Source organism: Streptococcus downei MFe28, assembly GCF_900459175.1.
Taxonomy (GTDB): Bacteria; Bacillota; Bacilli; order Lactobacillales; family Streptococcaceae; genus Streptococcus; species Streptococcus downei.
In genome coordinates this window covers 1,098,814-1,118,259 of record NZ_UHFA01000002.1, presented here as the reverse complement: position 1 = coordinate 1,118,259, position 19,446 = coordinate 1,098,814, and the positions used below count along the sequence as shown (strand labels likewise).

Sequence of the window (19,446 nt, the reverse complement as noted above, 5' to 3'; positions counted from 1 at the left end):
TTAGTACTCAAAAAATGCTTTATTATTAATATAATCTTTACCAACCGAAATATCGTACTGAACAAGCTTTAAATCATTAGCAATCTTTTGCTGTTCTTTCGTTAATCCTTTTTTATCTACTGATGCATTATGTAAGACATCAGTCAATAGTGCATAATAAGGAGTCACTTTCGAATCAGTCTGTTCCAACAACTCAGCTGTAAAATCACTTGAATTAACCAATGGATAGTTCATTTTCTTATTATCTTTATTTGACCAAATGAAATAATCCGTCTGATACTGACTATCAGGATCAGACTTAAAGGTGCTAGTAGGATAGAGCCCAGGAAGATGGTCTCCATAAAATACAACCGTAACCTTTTTATCTAGCTTAGATAAAGATTTTAAGAAGTCATCTACACTATCATCAGAATAATGAAGGAGTCTTGCATATTCAGTTAATGAACCATTTGCCTGACTATTAAATCCTTTACCTCTTCCTGTTATATCTTCTGGTTTACCGACAGACCAAGGTACATGATTCTGCATGGTAATAACAGAAAAGAATTGATTATCTTTATTCTCGATTTTATCAAGAACATTATCAAAGACGGTCTTATCACTGACACTGACACCAACCTTTTTAGAATTCTTGAATTTTTCGTTTCCATCAGTATCAAAAATTAAATGCTTAAAATCCAACTCTGAATAAATACCTTTACGATTGTAATTAAATGCTCCAGAAGGATGCATAACATAACGATTTTTGCTAGCAAAAGCATTACTGATTGATGGGAAATATTGCATTTTTGGAACCACTTCTGTATAAAGGGTAGAAACCGAGGAAGAGTAATTATAATATGGTAAACCAGTTAAAGTTTGAAATTCCATGTTAGCTGTTCCACCGCCATAGCCATCGGATTTCATTAAGCCACTAGTCGTTGAATTCTTTATTCCCTTCACTTTTGGTATAATATCTTGACTTAGACTTACATTTGGAACTCTAGTTGGATCAGAAAAACTTTCATTTAAAATATAAATCACGGTTTGATCAGAAATATTTTGGTCTCTAGTTTTATTAATTTCTTTAGCACGAGATTCGTATTTTTTAACTAATTTATCCATTGTTGACTTACTATAATTAGATGGTTTCTTCATTACAGTCGTAGTTAACTGCCGAGTCCAAACATAGATAACAGACTTATACCGGGCATTTACATCAAAGCCCATCCACTCAGTATTATATGAATTGTTTAATTTAGAAATTACTGGAATATTAGAGATAACCTTATTATCTTTTGCAGCACTAAACGTTGAGAAAACACCAATCATAAATAGCAAAACTAATAAGGCCGAAACTATTCTAACTGAAATTTTATCATAAATCTGACCGATTACCAACTTATGCCTAAGTAAGATGTAAAGCATAATTGGTATAACAAAAATTATAGTGATAATAATTATTAATTTTAGATTTATTAGAGTAAGTAAAAAGTCAACATGGCTTAACCAAGAGAAATCCGTTACCAAAAGAGGTTCATTTCGCATGTTGTTTTTTAAAATATTAACGATGGAAATGGTTGTTCCTAAAACAATATCTACCAGAACACTTGGAAGATAGCGATTGAAAATCAAGTAAGGGATGAAGAGTAAAACGCTCAACATGACAATTTGAAAAAGCGTAGCACCTGGCATTATGTAGTAACCAAGTAACTGGCCACTGTCTTTAACACCAAATTGAAGAGTATAGTTAAGAACCACTGCAGAGAAAATACTAGTTGTTAAAGCCAAAGAAACGCTTGCACGATTTTTTCTAATGTCCTCCCATCCCTGGGTTATCCAAAAACCGACTGCTAATAGAATGACTAAGACAATAGCTGAAGTGATGAAAAAACTGGTCTCAAACTCACCGATTTTTTTCAATTTAATTAAATTTCCCATACTAGAATAGAGGGCTTCTAAGACTTGGGAGTGATTCGAAATTAAAATGGCAAAAAATAAACTTAAGTAACTTCTGTCTGACTTATAATCCTCAAAAATAGTATAGATAAAATTCAGTTTCTCAGGGCGAAATTTATTCATGACAAATTTTAGGATTATACTCAAAACAATAACTATACTAATGGGTACTACCGCATTGAATTGGAAAAAGTCATTTTTTTCTAGGCTCCAAAACTTAAACTTATTGTTATTCAAGTTCCTTGTGACAATAACAAAATAAGAAACAACTAAATAAACCACATAACCAGCTAAAAATTTCAGAACCGTCTTCGTCTTAATAGAAGTTGAAAAATAGAAGGATAAGACTAAGACTGAGATAAACGCAATGACATTCAAAAATGTAGCAAAAGATTGAATCGCTGTAGTCTTTATACCATCAAAACTTGTAAAAAATAGTTGAGAGGCTTCATTAATGAATATAGCAGCAATGATAATAATTAGACGGTGCATCCAAGTTATCCAGTCAATCTCACTAAAAATTGCCTTATACTTTTGGACTATTTTTTTATTCTGATTATCCATTGTATTAATGTTTAACCTTTCCTTGAAGCCTCTTCAGAATATATTTCACCGCCCGTGCTGGTCCGATGATAATATACTTCAAAGCTCCCTTAATTCCTCCCATATAGGTAAAATCTACGTAGGTGTTGGGGCTACTATTGGCCCTAGTATTGAGCTGTTTATTCTCAATGAAGGGGGTCATCGTGATTGGGCTTGGGGATATGCGATAATCGTAGTGCTTATCCCAAGCAATATAAATTAAGAGTCGCTCAATAGCATGGAGAATGGAGTTCTGGGGCAGAGGTTCTGCCGGAACATACTCATCTGTTAAGTCCAAATCAAAGAGCGGACTTAGGGCATCATACTTGAACCAGGCATAGGTCCCATAGCTCATGACGAAGGTATCCATAGCCTTGAAATCAATGGATTTCTTCAAGCTCATCTTTTCCCAAAGTTCTTCCATTTCTGGAGCAATGAGATTTTCATTCCAAGCTACGACAATTTTGTTAAATCTAAAGAAGCTTGGCATATCCGCAATAACAATACCTAGCCTATCATTCTTAGCCATTTGAGCTAAAATCTGGTTGGCTGGCTTAACCAGCATGGCAATCAATTCCTGCCGCCAGGATTGGCCAGCCCAGTAGTCGGCTTCCTTAGACTTCTTGGTATGGAAATGACCGATATAGTCATAACCCTTGAGCTGGTCCTTCAATTTTAGCATAGGCAGGACATCTCGACCAATATTTCCTGTAACAAAGATTTGCGCTAGAACTTGATTTTGCTCCAAGATGGCCTGAATTTCAGCCCGCTTTTCTTCCTTATCCGTTGTGATAAAGAGGTCATAGGCAAAATGGAAGGTCTTGAAGGCATCAAGGAATTCCTGCAAGAGATCCACATAAAAAACATGGAGATGAACCGCAACCTTGCTTTCTGCAGGAAGCTCTTCCGCTTCTGCCTGCTCCAAGTACTTGCGTGCTAGGAGATAGGGGAGGTCAGGCTGACCAATATTAGTCATATGACTGACGATGAGGCCAACCGGATAGTCCGAAGTTGCCTCAATCTGATTAAGAATGTAGGGCGTGATGGACTGATTGGCGTCAATTGTTTTAACCTTGATAAAGGGCACCCTAGCATTGAGGATAGCTGTCGGATTATAGTAGCTAAAATCAGGATGGAGCATACCGTCCGTCGAGGCGTCTAAGGTATTAAAAACAGCATCATACTTGAAACCAACATCTGTCAGAGCAGTTGTTACCCGCGTTTCGTACTGGCCGATAACCTCTTGGACATCAGTAAAATCTTCAACTCCTTGCCAAAACTCTTGAAAGGCGGATGACGTCACTACCTTTTGACTAAAGCTGATAAAGTAGCTTTGAATATGCTCAGGAAAACTCTTGGTTTTGCGGTGATTGGTCAAGCCCCAGAAATCGACATTGGGGTCAGCCTCGAATTTTTGGTAGCTTGCTTCCAAGTCCCACAAGGGACCAAAACAAGTATCATTCATAGTGGTCACTGAGTTGTAATTCGCTAGATTTTCCCAGCCGACCTGGGCCATACCATCCCGCCAAGCCGCAAAATCAAAACCGCTATTTTGCCGCTGGATAAAATCATCAATCAGCCCTTGCTCCTCAAGCCTAGCCTGATCTCCCAGTTTAAAGTCACTATTAGAAATGAAGACCACCTTACTGTAGAGTGGACGCAACTTCTCCAATTGATAGACAACGTGCAAGCTCAGGCGATTAAATTTATTAAAATGCACATATAAAAGCAAACGCTTCATCTTCTATTTTCTCCTAAAGAAATTGATGATTTTTGTTGGGATGGTCCAACGTTTAGAATGAATAACCTTTTGGTATTCTGATTGCCAGTAGCTTTTTTCAGCCTGCTCCTCTTCCAGGAGTTTATGGGCTTTCAAGCTAGAATTCACTTCCTGATTAAGCAGACTATGTGTGTTTTGAACTTCTTCATTAAGTTGGGCAATCTCATCTCTTTGCTGATGAATTTCTCGACTGAGGTAATAGATACGTTTTTCCTGCTTAGCATCCTGTCGAACAAGAATATCAGTCATCTCAGCCATGTCTTGGTCAGGATATTTTTTTAAATAGTCTAGCTGGGTCTTCAAGAGGCCATCGATACGATGAATCATTTTTTCTTCCGACTGGGGACGAGAATCTGAATTACTGGTCATCCGATAGGCAACTGTAGGTTCAGGCAGAAAAGATAAAGAAGTTTTTTCAAAAAGTTCTAACTGAACATTGAAAGTATCATCTACTGCTTGCTTATCAATATTATCATTGATAGTTTGCATTAAGTCAGTTTCAACTAGCCAAGAAGATGGTAGGGTCATCCCCTTGGTTGCCAGCATCTTTTCGTAGGTATTAGCATAGGCGATGGGACCGTTTTTAAAGACATCCTCAGCTGTCACTTGATTATTTTCATCAACGATATTAAAACTAGTATTGCACCATTTAGAGTCAGGGTTGGCTTCTAACAAATCCACTTGTTTCTGCAATTTTTTAGAATCAATCCAGTAATCATCAGCATCGCAACGAGCAATGTATTTTCCCCTAGCTTCCTTACAGATGTCAATCCAAGTCCTCGTAATCCCTTTATTTTTTTCATTTAGGAAAACTCGGATTAAGTCAGGGTGGCTCTTAGCGTATGATGCAATAATCTCTCTAGACTTATCGGTCGAGCAATCGTCCACTAAAATTATCTCGTAGGGGAAATCAAACTCTTGAGCAAGAAAACTCTCAATTGCTGTTCCAATAAAATCGGCATAGTTGTAACTCGTACAGATGATTGATACCATCATGCTCGGCATAAGCTAGCCTCCTATCTAGTCAACGATCAGTTAGACAAAATTTCCCAATTTCCATTTCTTTTTACAATACCTGATGCCGAATCCATGGCTGATAAATCATCAAGCTTAATATCATCTCGGTTCAACACAATAACAGGCGCATTATTATTGTTGGCAAAGGCCAACATTTCTTTTGATTTTCCTAGAATAGTGACCTGTAATTTTAGTTTAATATCATTCAAACTAGAAATGCTACAAGAATAACGGTAACTCTTATGTCCCCTTCCTTTAGTCGGATAATCTAAAGCATTATCATTATAAATCCAGATATTGCGGTCAATGTCCGTCAATGAGAAGACAATATGAGTTTCCGTATCATCCAAGACATCGTAGGAAATTTCAAACTCAATTTTTTCATCTTGAGTCATCTGCTGATTTGACAGTAACTTAACCTCAAGATTATCAACATGTTTAATATCTTCAGTTTTAGTCTCACTACTGTCACTCTCAGCCTCAGGTTGCACCGCATTATCCAAACTGTATTGGTTGGCAACGTCATCTGGATCGCCGTAGGCCTTAATCAGACCATCTTCAATAAGGACAGCCTTGTTACAATATTTTTTTACCGCTCCCATATCGTGGGTGACCAGGATTGTAGTCTTACCACTTTCCTTGCGCTCCATGAAGTAGTCGTTACACTTACGCTGGAAGGCTTCGTCACCGACGGCTAGGACTTCGTCCAGGATTAGGATATCCCCTTGGGCCTTGATAGCAACTGAGAAGGCCAAGCGAACCTGCATCCCACTGGAATAGTTTTTGAGCTTTTGGTTCATAAATTCCTTGAGCTCCGCAAATTCCACGATATCGTCGTACATGGCATCCACTTCTTCAGTTGAGAACCCCAGCATGGCCCCGTTCATATAGACATTTTCCCGACCTGTCAACTCAGGGTTAAAGCCGACCCCCAACTCGATGAAGGAAACCAGCTTTCCATCAATGGTCACCGCTCCTTTTTCTGGGACATAAATCTGAGAAATAATTTTCAAAAGCGTTGATTTTCCAGAGCCATTACGGCCGACGATACCGAAGAAATCGCCTTTTTCCACTTCAAAGTTAATGTCTCGCAGAACGTGTTGTTCCTTGTACCCCTTGATACCCTTGAAGCGATTGACCACCGTGGTCCTTAGACTATTGGATGCTTCAACAGGTAATTTGAAATATTTGCTGACATGGTCAACTTTTACTGCAATATTATTTTCTGTCGTCATTATAGAATCTCCGCAAATCTCTTAGAACTTCGATTAAATACCGTCAAGCCAATAGCAAAAATGACAAATGGCAAGATATAAGGAATGGAGTAATACCACCAGTGATTAATCAAATTCCAGATGGTGAGATTGGCCTTATCAATCAAAAGATAACGCAAGTCTTGAATCATCTGTGCTAGAGGATTGAGCATGATAATTTTACCAGCCAGAACACCCTTGGCCCCCTGATTGGTAATGAAAGTCAAGGGATAAATAATGGGAGTGGCATACATGCCGGCTTGGAGGAAGACTTCCCAAATTTGACCAATATCACGGAATTTAACATAGAGGGTTGCTAAAAGCAAGGCCACGCCCCAAGCCATGATAAAGAGTTCAAGGAAGAGGGGAATGGCAAAGATAGCGTCCCAGCCAATATGAACACCATTGATCAGGGAAAAAATCAAAACAACAATCAGGTTGATTCCAAAGTTGATTAAAGCTCCACAGACCGATGACAGTACAATGATGGACTTGGAGAAATTGAGCTTACGCAAGAGGTCCCCTCTAGTTACGATGGAGATCATTCCCATACTGGTTGCTTCCGTGAAGAAAGACCAGATAACATTGGCCAAAAGCAGGGCCACCGCAAAGTGAGGCACATCGCCGCCCAGACGCAGGAAGCGAATGAAGACCAGATACATAATCATAAAGAGCATGAGGGGCTTGAGGATTGACCAGAGATAGCCAATCACACTGCCCTGATAGCGCAGTTTAAAGTCTGTTTTTATGAGTTCTTTTAGTAGGATACGATTCTTCTTACTAAGTAGATCCATGAGATTCTCCTATGCTTGATAGCCGTGCTTTTGATAGTGGCTATAGCCGATTTTCGTTAGAATTAAAGTTTTAAAAACAAAGGTATGAAAGGGACGATTTTTAGCGAAGCCATAGTCTTTCAAGGTCTTTCGCCTCTGGGACCATGACTGATTCAACAAGTCAACATAGGCCCCAACCAAATCCTTTTCTTCTTGAGCTAGGCTCAAATCCAGCAAGAGACTAGCTTGTTTCTGACTGGCATCAATCAACCACCAGTACTTAGCTAAGAGTTTGTGGGGCCTCAGCCAATACTTAAGTCGCTTGGACCAGGTTCTAGCTCCTAAAACATTACTGTCATGCTGACGGTAGAGCTCAGTTGGCTGGTCAATGTAGACCAGATTTCCCTTGGCTGCTGCTACTAGCGCCAAAAACCAATCATGCATAATAAGTTTGTCCAAATTTTGAGCCTGCCAGTTTTTCGCTGTCGCTTCATTAATCATGGCAACGCCACCGGTAACGGTATTTTCCGTCAATTCCTGCAAAAGCGTGGTGTTGGCATGGCCTGACTGGGTGCGAATCATGCTGGGATGTTGCACCTCAAGATCTTGATTGACCACCTTGAGGTCGGTATAGACCAAGAGGGGCTTATCGGCAGGATACTTCCGACCTTCCTGGATGCAGAGCTCCAACTTCTCCGGCAACCAAACATCATCTTGGTCGCAGAAGAAATAAAAGTCGGCCTCTTGGTATTTGAGCAAGGTGTAGAAATTCTTGATGACACCAAGATTGTCCCGCTGGTCTGGATTGATAAAGACAATCCTTGTGTCTTTCTGAGCATAATCCGCAATGATTTCAGGGGTCCTATCACTAGAGCCGTCATCGCGAATCAAGAGAGTCCAATCCTTGTAGGTCTGCTCTAAAATGCTGTCCAGCTGTTGAGCAAGAAAACGCTCCCCATTGTAGGTGGACATGAGAATATTAACTTTCATGCAAAAACAACTCCTCGTACTCGCCTACAATTTTTGGCCAAGTATAATTTTCAGCCATGAGCTGGTGGGCTTCCCGTCCCAATTGGACAAAATCAACTTGACCGTCCACTTCATTAATCAGGCTTGCTAGGTTACCATGTCCCTTGTCCCAATAGCGGGCTGTCTGCTTCGCTACTTTTTTATTGAAGTCAACACCCAGCACCAGATTCAAATCGGTATGGGCTAGTGCTTCTAGCAGACCGGGATTGGTCCCACCAACCTCATGCCCATGGATATAGGCAAAGGCAGCCTGCCGAATATAGGTTAGCAGGTCACGATCATAGACGGTCCCGACAAATTTAACACGGGGGTCTTGGTCAAAACCAGTCTTTTGCCGCAATTCCTCAAAATAGGGATTACCAGCCTGATTGCAGATGATGATCAAGTTTCGCTTGGTCTTAGAGGCCATAAATTCTCGAATAGCGGTCTCATAGTTATTCTCTGGGACGAAGCGACCCACAATCAAATAGTAACCCTTCTCTTGGGTCTGCCACTTAGTGAAAAAGTCCTGGACCTTTGGCGACTGAGCCGTCAGACTAGAAGCGGTCAAGTCCGTCCCATAGGCGATAAAAGTAGTCTTAGACCAAGGGTAACTGGACTGGATGTAGCTTTCAATGCCTTGATTATCAGAAATAATCAGGTCAGCCTTCTTGGTCATGACCTTCTCAGCATACTTGAGGTAGGCTTGAACAGGTCTTGACCACTTGGAGCGCTTCCACTCGAGACCATCGGGATTGACAAAGAGCTGACCACCCAGCTTGTGAATCTTACGGGCAAAGGGAGCAATAAAGGCTCCGATGGTATTGCCTAGGATATAAAAGATGGGACTTTCAATCGCCTGCTCCTTAATCAATTTCAGAGCGTAGTTGATGGCCTGCATGTCATAGGCAATCACTCGGGCAGGACCCAGTTTGGGAGGATTGACTGTAAAGCAATCGGCCCCCATGTAGCTAGAGTGTTGACCTGTCTTCTCATCTGAGAGGCAGGCAACATGATAGGTCAGGTCATCAGATTGACGATGCTTAACCAACTCTTGGACGAAGGTCTCAAAACCTCCGTACTTGGCCGGCAAGCCTCGACTGCCAATGATAAAAACGTGTTGCATACACAAGGTCTCCATTCTAGCAATACAATCACTCTATTATACCATAAACCCAGCCATCATTTCAGAGATAAAGCGAATTTCTCAAGCTATTGAGACAGTTTGAAGCCTTAAGCTTCCTTGAGATTTTAAGGACTTTTCCTTCTTTGAAGCCTTTTCCAAGTCATCAAGCCTGAGAATAACTTTCGCTCTTGCTTTCTATGCTATTAGATAAAAGTCCAGAGACAGTCCAAACCTAATTAGTACGACTGACCAAGACCGTCAAACCAAGACCGTCAAACGAATTCTGTATCGGTCCGATGAGCCCAAAAAAGCCTGACCCTCTTGGAGAGAATCAAGCTTCATCTGACTATTTCTTTTCTTGTTTATAAAATTCCTGCAGAGCTTCCTGCCAAGTTGGAATGACAAAACCAGTAGCCTTGGCTTTAGCTAAACTCATAGTAGAATTCAGGGGCCGTTTAGCCTTAGCTGGGAATTGGCTGGAGTCAACTGGCGCTACTTCAACATCGGTATCCTTGAGGATTTCCTTGGCAAAATCGTACCAGGTCGTATCCTCTGTCGCATCATTGGAGAGATGATAGTAACCAAAATTCTTTTGATTTTCAGTGACATAAGTCATAAATTCAGCCAAGGTACGGGTCCAGGTTGGTCGACCATGCTGGTCATTGACAACCGTTAAACGCGGATGAGTCTTGGCGAGATTTTGCATGGTGAAAACAAAATTCTTTCCATAATTTCCGAAAACCCAGGCCGTCCGAATGATATAGTAATGATCCAAATATTTTTCTACCGCTTCTTCACCCAGACGTTTGGTGCGACCGTATTCCGTCTGTGGATCTGGCTGATCTGTTTCCAACCATTCTTGACCAACAGGCTTTTGGCCATCGAAAACATAATCAGTAGAAATGTAGACCAGAGTTGCTCCATATTTGGCCGCAGCCTTGGCGATATTTTCAGTCCCAGTTACATTGATGGCGTAGTCCAATTCCTTACCTTCATCTTCAGCGGCATCAACAGCCGTGTAGGCGGCACAGTGATAGACCAAGCTTGGTTTAACTTGAGCAAAGACCTCATCTACTTTGGCAGCATCTGTGATATCCATTTCTGCCACATCAACAGCTACGTATTCTTCATTTCTTTCATCCAGCAAATAGCGCAATTCTGTTCCCAATTGGCCCTTGCTTCCAGTAATTAAAATCATTGATTTCTCCTTTGATAAGGCAGGGATGACCAGTCGTCAAAATCGCTTGTGCCAAAACCCCACCAGACTTCATTCCACCTTATTCTAACAAAAAAAGAGCCTAATTTCACCCTTTTTCTTTCACAATATAGACTGGTCGCTTCTTGGTTTCTAGGAAAATTTTGGCGATGTACTTGCCAATTATTCCCAGAGCCAAGAGTTGCAGACCGCCCAGGAACATAATAATGGAAATGGTTGAAGCCCAGCCACTGACGGGATCACCAAAGATTAGACGCCGAATAACGACGAAGATAATGGCAAAAATTGACAGAATAAAGCTAGCTAAGCCTGCCCAGGTTGCCAGATTGAGGGGTGCCTCTGAAAAATTGATAAATCCATCTATGGAATAGCGTAGGAGAGACCAGAAATTCCAAGAAGTATCGCCAGCTACCCGTTCACGATTTTCGTAAGGAAGGTAGGTGACATCATAGCCGACCCAGGAAAAGAGGCCCTTGGAAAAGCGGTTGACTTCACCTAATTCCAAAATGCTGTCAACCACCTGACGGGTCATGAGACGAAAATCCCTTGCGCCATCAACCATTTCGGTATCAGAAATCTTATTTACCAGCCAGTAAAAACTTCTGGCAAAGAAGGAGCGTAAGACCGGTTCCCCCTTGCGGTCAGACCGACGGGTACCGACGACATCGAAACCTTCCTCAACCTTTGCATACATCTCCTGCAAGAGTTCAGGCGGGTCCTGCAAATCGGCATCCATAACCGTTATCAAATCGCCATCTGCAGCTTCTAGCCCTGCTAGAAGGGCAGCTTCCTTTCCAAAATTACGGGAAAAGGACAGATAATGGACATTAGCAAACTGCCGACTGACCTCTCGCAGAACCTGCAGGGTCTGATCCTTAGAACCATCATTGACAAAAAGATAATCAAATGACAGCTGACCAGCCATAGCCTGCTCAACCTTTTGGGTCTCGGCTAAAAAAGGATGGATGGTCGCCTCCTCATTATAGCAAGGAACAACAATACTCAACTTTTTCATAGTCAAATTTCCTATCTAACGAATTCCTAAAGCGATGCGAGCATAGCGACTCATGCGGTCAACCGTCCAAGCCGGTGTCCAAACTAGCTTGACCTCAACCTTGGTCACCTCTTTCACCTCGCGAATAACGTCATGAATTTGGTCAGTCAGAAGGTCGGCTAGGGGACAACCCATGGTGGTCAGGGTCATGTCAATTTCTGTATAACCACTGTCTTCAAAACGAATCTCATAGATGAGGCCGAGATTGACAATATCGATACCCAATTCGGGGTCAATGACCATTTCTAGAACTTCCAGAATGTGGTCCTTGATTTTTTCGACTTCTGCTTCTGTGTATTTCTTTTCTGACATCTGCTTTCTCCTTTTTGAGGATGACTAGATTTGATTCTTGATTACTAGGAATAACCACTTCAAGTATAGGTCGAGGGCACTCGCTGTTTATAACTTACTTGCGAAAAAATTCTCAGAGGAGCGTCTCCCTGATACTGTCTCCCAGACTTACCTCGCTCTTTTTTTCTAGGCTTGACGGTGACTTACGAGAATTGCTAGGGCAACTTCCCTGTCACCCTCACTAATTTCGCTTGGATAATAATATCGATTATCCAAGCTTCATGTCGCGGTTAAAACAGTCCGCAGGACTGTCACCCTCCTCTTATTTCCCGAGGGTGACCTGAGTTAGGGACAAAAGTCCTTAACTCCTTACTTTTTACCATCAAACACCTTGACGCAGTGGTTGATTTGTGATGATTGGCTTTATGCTTCAGCATTTAGCCAATCACATGCCAACGAAGTGGAGATAAAGTCCTTATCCCTTGCTAGGCAGGGATAGGTCCAAGGGTCTGGGAGACCCTTGGAGAAAACCAAAATTAACTGTGCGGAGGCGGGACGACAAAATCGATTTCGTTGAAATCACAATTTTTGTCCCGCTCTCAATCCTCCATAAAGTCTTTGAGTTGTTTGCTGCGGCTGGGGTGACGGAGTTTGCGGAGAGCCTTGGCTTCGATTTGGCGAATCCGTTCACGGGTTACGTTAAAGACCTTACCGACATCTTCCAGGGTCCGCATCTTGCCATCATCAAGGCCAAAACGCAGGCGAAGAACGTTTTCTTCACGGTCGGTCAAGGTATCCAAAACTTCATTAAGCTGTTCTCGCAAGACAATCCGAGTGGTGTAATCAACGGGATTTTCAATGACTTCATCTTCAATAAAATCACCCAGATGGCTATCATCTTCTTCACCGATAGGGGTTTCCAAGGAAACTGGTTCTTGGGCAATCTTGAGGATTTCTCGAACCTTGTCAGGGGTCATGTCCATCCGTTCAGCAATTTGCTCTGGGGTTGGGTCTTGACCCAATTCCTGCAAGAGATTGCGTTGCTCCCGCACCAATTTATTGATGGTTTCAACCATGTGGACTGGAATCCGAATGGTCCGAGCTTGGTCGGCGATGGCCCTAGTGATGGCTTGACGAATCCACCAGGTAGCATAGGTTGAGAATTTGAAACCTTTGGAGTAGTCAAATTTATCAACGGCCTTCATCAGCCCCATGTTCCCTTCTTGAATCAAATCCAGGAACTGCATGCCACGCCCAACATAGCGTTTGGCAATAGAAACCACCAAACGTAGGTTGGCTTCTGCTAAACGTTGTTTAGCCATCAAGTCGCCTTCTGCTGCTGCGATGGCCAACTCTTTTTCTTCTTCATTAGTCAAGAGGGGCACGATCCCGATTTCTTTGAGGTACATGCGGACAGGGTCATTAACCTTGGCAGAATTGCTACCTAGCAACTCTTCATCTGTCAATTCTTCTGGCTTGGGAGCCTCAACCACATACTTACTAGAAGGATTACCTTCCTTGTCCGTAATTGAAATCCCACCATCAGTCAAGCGTTCCAAGAGGTCATCAATCTGGTCGGCATCAAGGACGAAGGGAATGACCAATTTTTCAGTCACTTCATCATCAATAGCTGTCCCTGCTTTCTTATGATTGCGGATAAAGTCTGCTACTTGTACGTTAAAGGTTGTATTTGTTTTTTTACTTGCCATTGTTTCCTCTATTCCATATTTCTTTTTTGAGCAATGAAGGCCTGCAATTCCATAATAGCCCGCTCGTCATCACCGTGATTGCTGCTATCACGGATAATTTTACTGCGTTTGCGTAATTCTTCTTCCTGGCGGTATCTGGCAATTCGCTCTTCCAAACCGCTTATCTCACCTTCAGACATCTCTTGGGGTAAATTCTCTTCTTGGACACTATAGTAGGCCTGTCGCAAATCATCTGTCATCTCAGCTAAATCCAAGTCTGAAATTTCGCCCTTTTGACGCAGGAGCTGAAAGAGAGCCTCTAGTTGGGGACTTTCAAAGGCAAAATCCTCCCGATTGCGAAAGTCATTTAGCAAGTAGTCATACTGGAGCAGGCGATAAAAGAGCTGATTCTCTGCCCGTTGAACAGCCGACAGAGTTTTGCTGACCGGAAGCTCCGTCAAAATGGGTCTCGAAGCCTGACCATATGGGTCAGATTGGGTATTCCCAGCATTGGCTCGTAGCTTCAAACGCTCATTATTAACCGATTGCTCTACCTGAAAATAGTCGAAATCCGGCAAATCCTCAGCCACCCTGTTGATGTAGGTATTCTGAGCGGTAATGGAGGTTACGCCAGCGATAATCTTAGCAATCCGCTCAACATAAGCAATCTCCGTTTGCAGGTTATCAACATTTTCCGGTCGCAGGTATTGAATCCAAAACTCAGTACTGGAAATCCGCGACTGGGTTAAAAGCTTGGCTAATTCGTCAGCCGAATTGGCCTTGATAAATTCATCAGGGTCCATCTGGTTGGGAATTCGAACAATCTCAACCGTCAAATCCTGCAAGATATCCAGCGACTTAGCGATAGCATTCTGACCAGCCTTGTCACCATCGTAGGTCAAGATAACCTTCTTGGTGAATTTTTTCAGGTGCTTGACGTGCTCAGGAGTCAGGGCTGTCCCCATGGAGGCCACGGCATTTTCAATACCCGCTCGATAGGCGGCGATAACATCCATAAAGCCTTCCATCAGATAAACCTCATGACTCTTAGCCATAACCGGTCTAGCCTTGTCTAGATGATAGAGCTCATAAGATTTATTGAAAATAGTGGTGGCCCGGGTATTCTTATACTTGGCCTCTTTACGGTCTTGATCAGCCTGGGTCCAAATTCGACCAGAAAAACCAATCACATGGCCATTTTCATCCGTCAGCGGGAAAATAATCCGATTGCGAAAGCTATCAAAGATAGAACCCGCCTCTGAGAGATTAAAAAGGCCCGAGTTAAGAATGGTATCCTCGTCATAGCGAGGGGAGAGACTTTGATAGAGATAATTAGACTCATCAGGAGCCAGACCAATATTGAAATAATCAATCATCTGGTCATCCAGCCCTCTCTGGTAGAGATAGTTGCGAGCCACTTCTCCCACCTTGGTGGTTTTCAAGACTGCCTGGTAGAATTTACTAGCATCCTGGTTGATGTCAAAGAGCTTTTGATGGGGATTTTGTTTGGCCTGGGTCTGATTGGGAACTTCCAGGGCTAGATCCATTCCGATTCTTTCAGAAAGAATCTTGACGCTCTCCATAAAGGTGATTTGTCGATACTCCTCTAGGAACTTAAAGACATCCCCAGACTTACCACAGCCAAAACAATGGAAGAACTGTTTGTCCTCGATAACATTAAAGGACGGGGTCTTCTCTTGGTGGAAGGGACAAAGGCCTAGGTAGTTTCGACCAGACTTGGTCAGCTTGACGACTTCGCCGATAACATCAACGATATTGACACTATTTTTAATCTCAGAAATCAGTGATTTATCAAAAGCCAAACCATCACCTCCCAACAGGAAAAACCATTTTAGTTTTACCTCTTATTATAGCATGTTTTACTAGTGATTGTAAAATAAGGCAACGAAACTTCATGCCAGTCATAACAGGAAGATTAAATACTTATAACAATCAAAGTTTCTGGTCAAAAGCCTTGACTTGTCTACGCTTTTTCCGTTATACTGGGAAAGTAGTAAATTTGAAAGGGATTCATTTTTAAAATGATCAAAGAACTTAAAGAATTTTTGTTTAAGGGCGATGTCCTTGACTTAGCCGTTGCCGTAGTTATCGGGGCTGCTTTTAACGCTATCGTTACCTCTTTGGTATCCGATGTTATCACCCCAGTCATCCTCAACCCAATCGTTAATGCGCTTGGCGTTAAGAACATTGCAGAACTTTCATGGAATGGTATCGCCTACGGTAGCTTCCTGGCAGCTGTCCTCAACTTCCTCATCGTCGGCACAACCCTCTTCTTCGTTGTAAAAGCTGCGAATACAGCTATGAAACGTGGCAAGAAGGAGGAAGTGGAAGAAGCTCCTGTTGCTCCAACTCAAGAAGAATTGTTGGCTGAAATCCGTGACCTCCTGGCCAAGGAAAAATAAGCTGATCGAAGGACCTCAACCGAGGCCCTTTTTCTTTGCCCGATTTATAGCTTTTTAGTAATACTGGTAGACTAGAAAGTGAAAAACAAGAGGGAACTTGAGCCAATCCTTCAGCTCCTCTCCTTGCTTGCTGTCTCGTTTGCTTTGATTTCGACTTAGCATCAAGCATCAAGGGTTTGACCCCACAAAAAAAATAGAGAACTCCTGCCTTTCAAGCTCTCCTTCTTGAAACCATAAAAAGAGGTTGGGACAAAACTATCCCTCAGCCAACGAAAAAGCAACGGTTTTGATGCCGTTGCTTTTTGCTTGACATAGGTAGTCTTGATAAAATATCGTTGACAAAAAAATAATAGAAAGGCTACCTCATGTACAGTCACTATAACACAAATCAAACGACTCTGCCACTAGAATTAAGCGCATTCTTACCCCACAACCATCTCGTTTTTACGATTGAAAAGGTGGTCAATAAACTAGATGATAATGCCCTTCTAAACTTTTATCATGAGGTTGGGCGGCCTTCTTACCCTCCCCAATTACTCCTAGCAGCCCTTTTATTTGCTTATTCTCAAGGGATCTTTTCCGGACGAAAGATAGAAAAAATGATGGTGGAAAATCTTGCCATGCAATACTTAACAGGTCAGCTGGTGATTTCTTATCGGACAATCAATCGTTTTCGTGTGGCTCCTGGGATGGAGGAGCTGATTCGTAATCTCTTTATTGACCTCAACCTTCAGTTGAAAATGGAGGAATTAGTGTCCTTAGAGTGTTTGTTTATTGACGGGACTAAGATTGAGGCTAACGCTAACAGGTACAGTTTTGTTTGGCGGAAGGCTGTTGATAAATTTTCTGCCAAACTTCAAGCGACTCTAAAAACCTATTTTCAAGAGGAAATTAATCCTTTGATTCAAGAGGCCATTGTCTTAGATGACCAAGAGCCTGTAACTTCTGAACAATTGACAGAGTTTTCTCAAATCCTTGAGGAAGAATGGAAATCAGTTAACCAAGCCATCGAAGAAAATCCTGTCAAAGGAAAGGATGAGCGTCAAACAAAGCGTCGGAAACTCAAGAAAGTCCTTCGAAAGGTAAGGGAGGATTTTTCAGCCCGTGCACAAAAGTACGAGACCTATCAAGCTACTTTCACTGGTCGCAATAGTTTTTCAAAGACAGATACAGACGCCACTTTTATGCGGATGAAAGACGACCACATGAGAAATGGTCAACTGAAGGCTGGCTACAATCTCCAAATCGCTACTGAGAATCAATTTGTTCTCCACTATGATATCTTCCCAAATCCGACAGACACCAAGACCCTCTTACCATTTTTAGACTCCTATCCCCATGACGCCAAGACTATTGTCGCAGATGCTGGTTATGGGAGTGAAGAGAACCTACTAACTCTTGACCAAGAGGAAATTGATCACCTGATTAAGTATGGCAGGTTTGATAAGGAACAAAAGAGGACCTACAGAAAGTCTGACAAGAATCTAGCCAATTGGCACTATAATGAAAAAGAGGATAGCTACACCCATCCAGAGGGTTGGAAATAGGTGTTTCATCATCTCAAACACCAGAAAACGCAAACAGGTTTTGAACAAGAGATTAAGGTCTACCAGGCTGAGGAGCCTGAATTAGCTCCTCAAAAGGGGCTATATATCAACGAGCGGTACCAATACTTAAAGCAAAAAGAAGCTCAAGCGCTTTTATCTCCTGAGGGCAGTCAAGTTTTCGCACAACGCAAGGTTGATGTGGAGCCTGTCTTTGGGCAGATAAAGGCTTGTTTGGGTTACAAAAGGTGTAATCTGCGGGGGAAACGACAGGTCAAGATTGACATGGGATTGGCCCTTATGGCTAATAATCTCATCAAATATAACAGGAGAAGTAACCGAACCTAAAAAATAGAGGGTCACCAACAAGTGATCCTCTGTTTTTATGGGGGCAAATGGGTTTTGTCCCAGGCTCTTTCTTTTTTTACATCAACTCACTTAGAATTTTTTACGTTTGCGAGCTGCTTCTGATTTACGTTTACGTTTTACAGAAGGTTTTTCATAGTGTTCACGTTTACGAGCTTCTTGAAGAGTTCCCGCTTTTGTGACTGAACGCTTGAAACGACGAAGAGCATCGTCAAGTGATTCATTTTTACGTACCACTGTTTTTGCCATGGATTTCACCTCCTCAAGAAAAATGTAACGTTTTTTACGTTCCTTACTAGAGTAACGAATTTTACTAGGAATGTCAAGGTATAGGACAAATTTAAAGAAAAAAGCTGAGAAACTTCGTTCTCAACTTCTAGAAACCTACTTCCCAGCTTCTGACTCCTGATTTGCCTTTTCAACATAGTCATCAATCTTGCCTTCTTTTTTCAGCCTGGTGATGATGCTATTGAGCTTATTTCTCAGGGCGATGGAACCTTTAGGAAGGGCAATGGCGTAGGAGGAACCATCAACCTTTTTAAGGGTAATCTTAGCAAGGGTCAAGTCCTTGTTGCTGTTAATGTAGCCTTGGGCAATGGCGCTCTCCATAACAATCCCTTGAATTTTACCACTCTTGAGTTCATTGACCCCTTCACTATTTTGCGTCAGGGAGACAGCTGATGCTTTAGGAATCTGGTCGGCTAAGACGCCTTCTTGAATGGTTCCCTTTTGGGCTGAGACAGATTTCCCTGCAAAGCTATCGACAGAGGTATATTTGGCTAGGTCAGCCTTACGGATGACCACAACATTTTTAGATTCAAAGTAGGGCTCGGTAAATTCAAAGGAATTTTTCCGATCTTCTGTCACCGATATACCAGAAATACCATAATCCGCCTTACCAATGGCCACACTGCCCAGTACATTGGTGAAGGAAACGGTTAAAAAGTGGATTTTGACATGAAGTTCCTTGGCAATTTCCTTGGACAATTCCACATCGACACCTGCCACAGTATCGCGACCATTGACCAGCCGTTTGAACTCAAATGGAGCAAAATCAGGGCTGGTCGCTACAACCAAGGTTCCCCGCTTTTGAACATCTGACAGGGAGCTATCCGTCTTAGTTGATTTTGCAGAATTGGAACAGGCCACTAGGCTGACTGAGAGCAGGACTAGGAGGACGGCCGTAACGATTTTTTTGATTGACATAGATTTCTTCCTTAGTGATGGGCTTTAGCAAGACCTGAGAAGGAACGAGCGGTCTCTAACCACCCAAATTCTCTAGCAGGGCTAAGCACTAGGTTCTCTTAATTTTTATACTATTCTAGCTTATAAAAATACATCTGTCAAGCTGAATTTCCGCCTAATACCAAAAGAAAACTGCATAATA

Annotated in this window: 15 protein-coding genes and 1 pseudogene; 2 read left to right on the top strand and 14 right to left on the bottom strand. The window is 42.2% G+C overall.

Annotated features, from left to right (window positions below; genetic code table 11):
• The 12 genes from DYE66_RS05395 to dnaG form a co-directional block, all read right to left on the bottom strand.
• Complete coding sequence (locus DYE66_RS05395; RefSeq protein ID WP_115325007.1) at positions 1 to 2,502, bottom strand: LTA synthase family protein; 2,502 nt, start codon at positions 2,500 to 2,502, stop codon at positions 1 to 3.
• Positions 2,503 to 2,506: 4 nt separating this feature from the next.
• Positions 2,507 to 4,261 carry a rhamnan synthesis F family protein gene (locus DYE66_RS05390; RefSeq protein ID WP_003000140.1) on the bottom strand — a complete coding sequence of 585 codons (1,755 nt, stop codon included), beginning with the start codon at positions 4,259 to 4,261 and terminating at the stop codon, positions 2,507 to 2,509.
• A 3-nt stretch (positions 4,262 to 4,264) separates the two neighbouring features.
• A complete protein-coding gene (locus DYE66_RS05385) occupies positions 4,265 to 5,305 on the bottom strand; it encodes a glycosyltransferase family 2 protein (protein WP_115325006.1) in 1,041 nt (346 codons plus the stop codon).
• Positions 5,306 to 5,331: 26 nt separating this feature from the next.
• On the bottom strand, positions 5,332 to 6,552 hold the full coding sequence (locus DYE66_RS05380) for an ABC transporter ATP-binding protein (protein ID WP_002999800.1): 1,221 nt from the start codon (positions 6,550 to 6,552) through the stop codon (positions 5,332 to 5,334).
• Positions 6,552 to 7,364, bottom strand: a complete 813-nt coding sequence (locus DYE66_RS05375) for an ABC transporter permease (protein WP_003000361.1) — start codon at positions 7,362 to 7,364, stop codon at positions 6,552 to 6,554. The genes DYE66_RS05380 and DYE66_RS05375 overlap by 1 nt, the downstream gene beginning before the upstream one ends.
• A 9-nt stretch (positions 7,365 to 7,373) precedes the next feature.
• On the bottom strand, positions 7,374 to 8,333 hold the full coding sequence (locus DYE66_RS05370) for a glycosyltransferase family 2 protein (RefSeq protein ID WP_003000555.1): 960 nt from the start codon (positions 8,331 to 8,333) through the stop codon (positions 7,374 to 7,376).
• Positions 8,323 to 9,477, bottom strand: a complete 1,155-nt coding sequence (gene cps2T / locus DYE66_RS05365; protein WP_003000410.1) for a beta 1-4 rhamnosyltransferase Cps2T — start codon at positions 9,475 to 9,477, stop codon at positions 8,323 to 8,325. Before cps2T ends, DYE66_RS05370 begins: the two co-directional genes overlap by 11 nt.
• Positions 9,478 to 9,823: 346 nt before the next feature.
• Positions 9,824 to 10,675 (bottom strand): dTDP-4-dehydrorhamnose reductase, encoded by an 852-nt coding sequence (rfbD, locus tag DYE66_RS05360; protein WP_002999785.1) that lies wholly within the window; start codon positions 10,673 to 10,675, stop codon positions 9,824 to 9,826.
• Positions 10,676 to 10,781: 106 nt separating this feature from the next.
• Positions 10,782 to 11,708 (bottom strand): glycosyltransferase family 2 protein, encoded by a 927-nt coding sequence (locus DYE66_RS05355; protein WP_003000083.1) that lies wholly within the window; start codon positions 11,706 to 11,708, stop codon positions 10,782 to 10,784.
• A gap of 15 nt (positions 11,709 to 11,723) precedes the next feature.
• Positions 11,724 to 12,059: a metal-sulfur cluster assembly factor gene (locus DYE66_RS05350; protein WP_003000200.1), complete on the bottom strand. Its 336-nt coding sequence runs from the start codon at positions 12,057 to 12,059 to the stop codon at positions 11,724 to 11,726.
• 578 nt (positions 12,060 to 12,637) lie between these two features.
• Positions 12,638 to 13,747, bottom strand: coding sequence for an RNA polymerase sigma factor RpoD (gene rpoD / locus DYE66_RS05340; RefSeq protein ID WP_019787874.1), 1,110 nt, complete (start codon positions 13,745 to 13,747; stop codon positions 12,638 to 12,640).
• A gap of 8 nt (positions 13,748 to 13,755) precedes the next feature.
• Positions 13,756 to 15,564: a DNA primase gene (gene dnaG / locus DYE66_RS05335; protein ID WP_115325005.1), complete on the bottom strand. Its 1,809-nt coding sequence runs from the start codon at positions 15,562 to 15,564 to the stop codon at positions 13,756 to 13,758.
• A gap of 204 nt (positions 15,565 to 15,768) precedes the next feature.
• Here dnaG and mscL point away from each other — a divergent pair, with 204 nt between their 5' ends.
• Together mscL and DYE66_RS05325 are read left to right on the top strand one after the other, a co-directional pair.
• The gene (gene mscL, locus DYE66_RS05330) at positions 15,769 to 16,149 is read left to right on the top strand and encodes a large conductance mechanosensitive channel protein MscL (RefSeq protein ID WP_003000334.1); all 381 of its coding nucleotides are present in this window, start codon (positions 15,769 to 15,771) and stop codon (positions 16,147 to 16,149) included.
• A gap of 365 nt (positions 16,150 to 16,514) precedes the next feature.
• A pseudogene (locus tag DYE66_RS05325) lies at positions 16,515 to 18,041 on the top strand (IS1182 family transposase).
• A 90-nt stretch (positions 18,042 to 18,131) separates the two neighbouring features.
• Here DYE66_RS05325 and rpsU read toward each other — a convergent pair.
• Together rpsU and DYE66_RS05315 are read right to left on the bottom strand one after the other, a co-directional pair.
• Complete coding sequence (gene rpsU / locus DYE66_RS05320; RefSeq protein WP_002963309.1) at positions 18,132 to 18,308, bottom strand: 30S ribosomal protein S21; 177 nt, start codon at positions 18,306 to 18,308, stop codon at positions 18,132 to 18,134.
• Between the two features lie 135 nt (positions 18,309 to 18,443).
• Positions 18,444 to 19,265: a transporter substrate-binding domain-containing protein gene (locus tag DYE66_RS05315; protein ID WP_002999906.1), complete on the bottom strand. Its 822-nt coding sequence runs from the start codon at positions 19,263 to 19,265 to the stop codon at positions 18,444 to 18,446.
• Positions 19,266 to 19,446 lie beyond the last annotated feature (181 nt).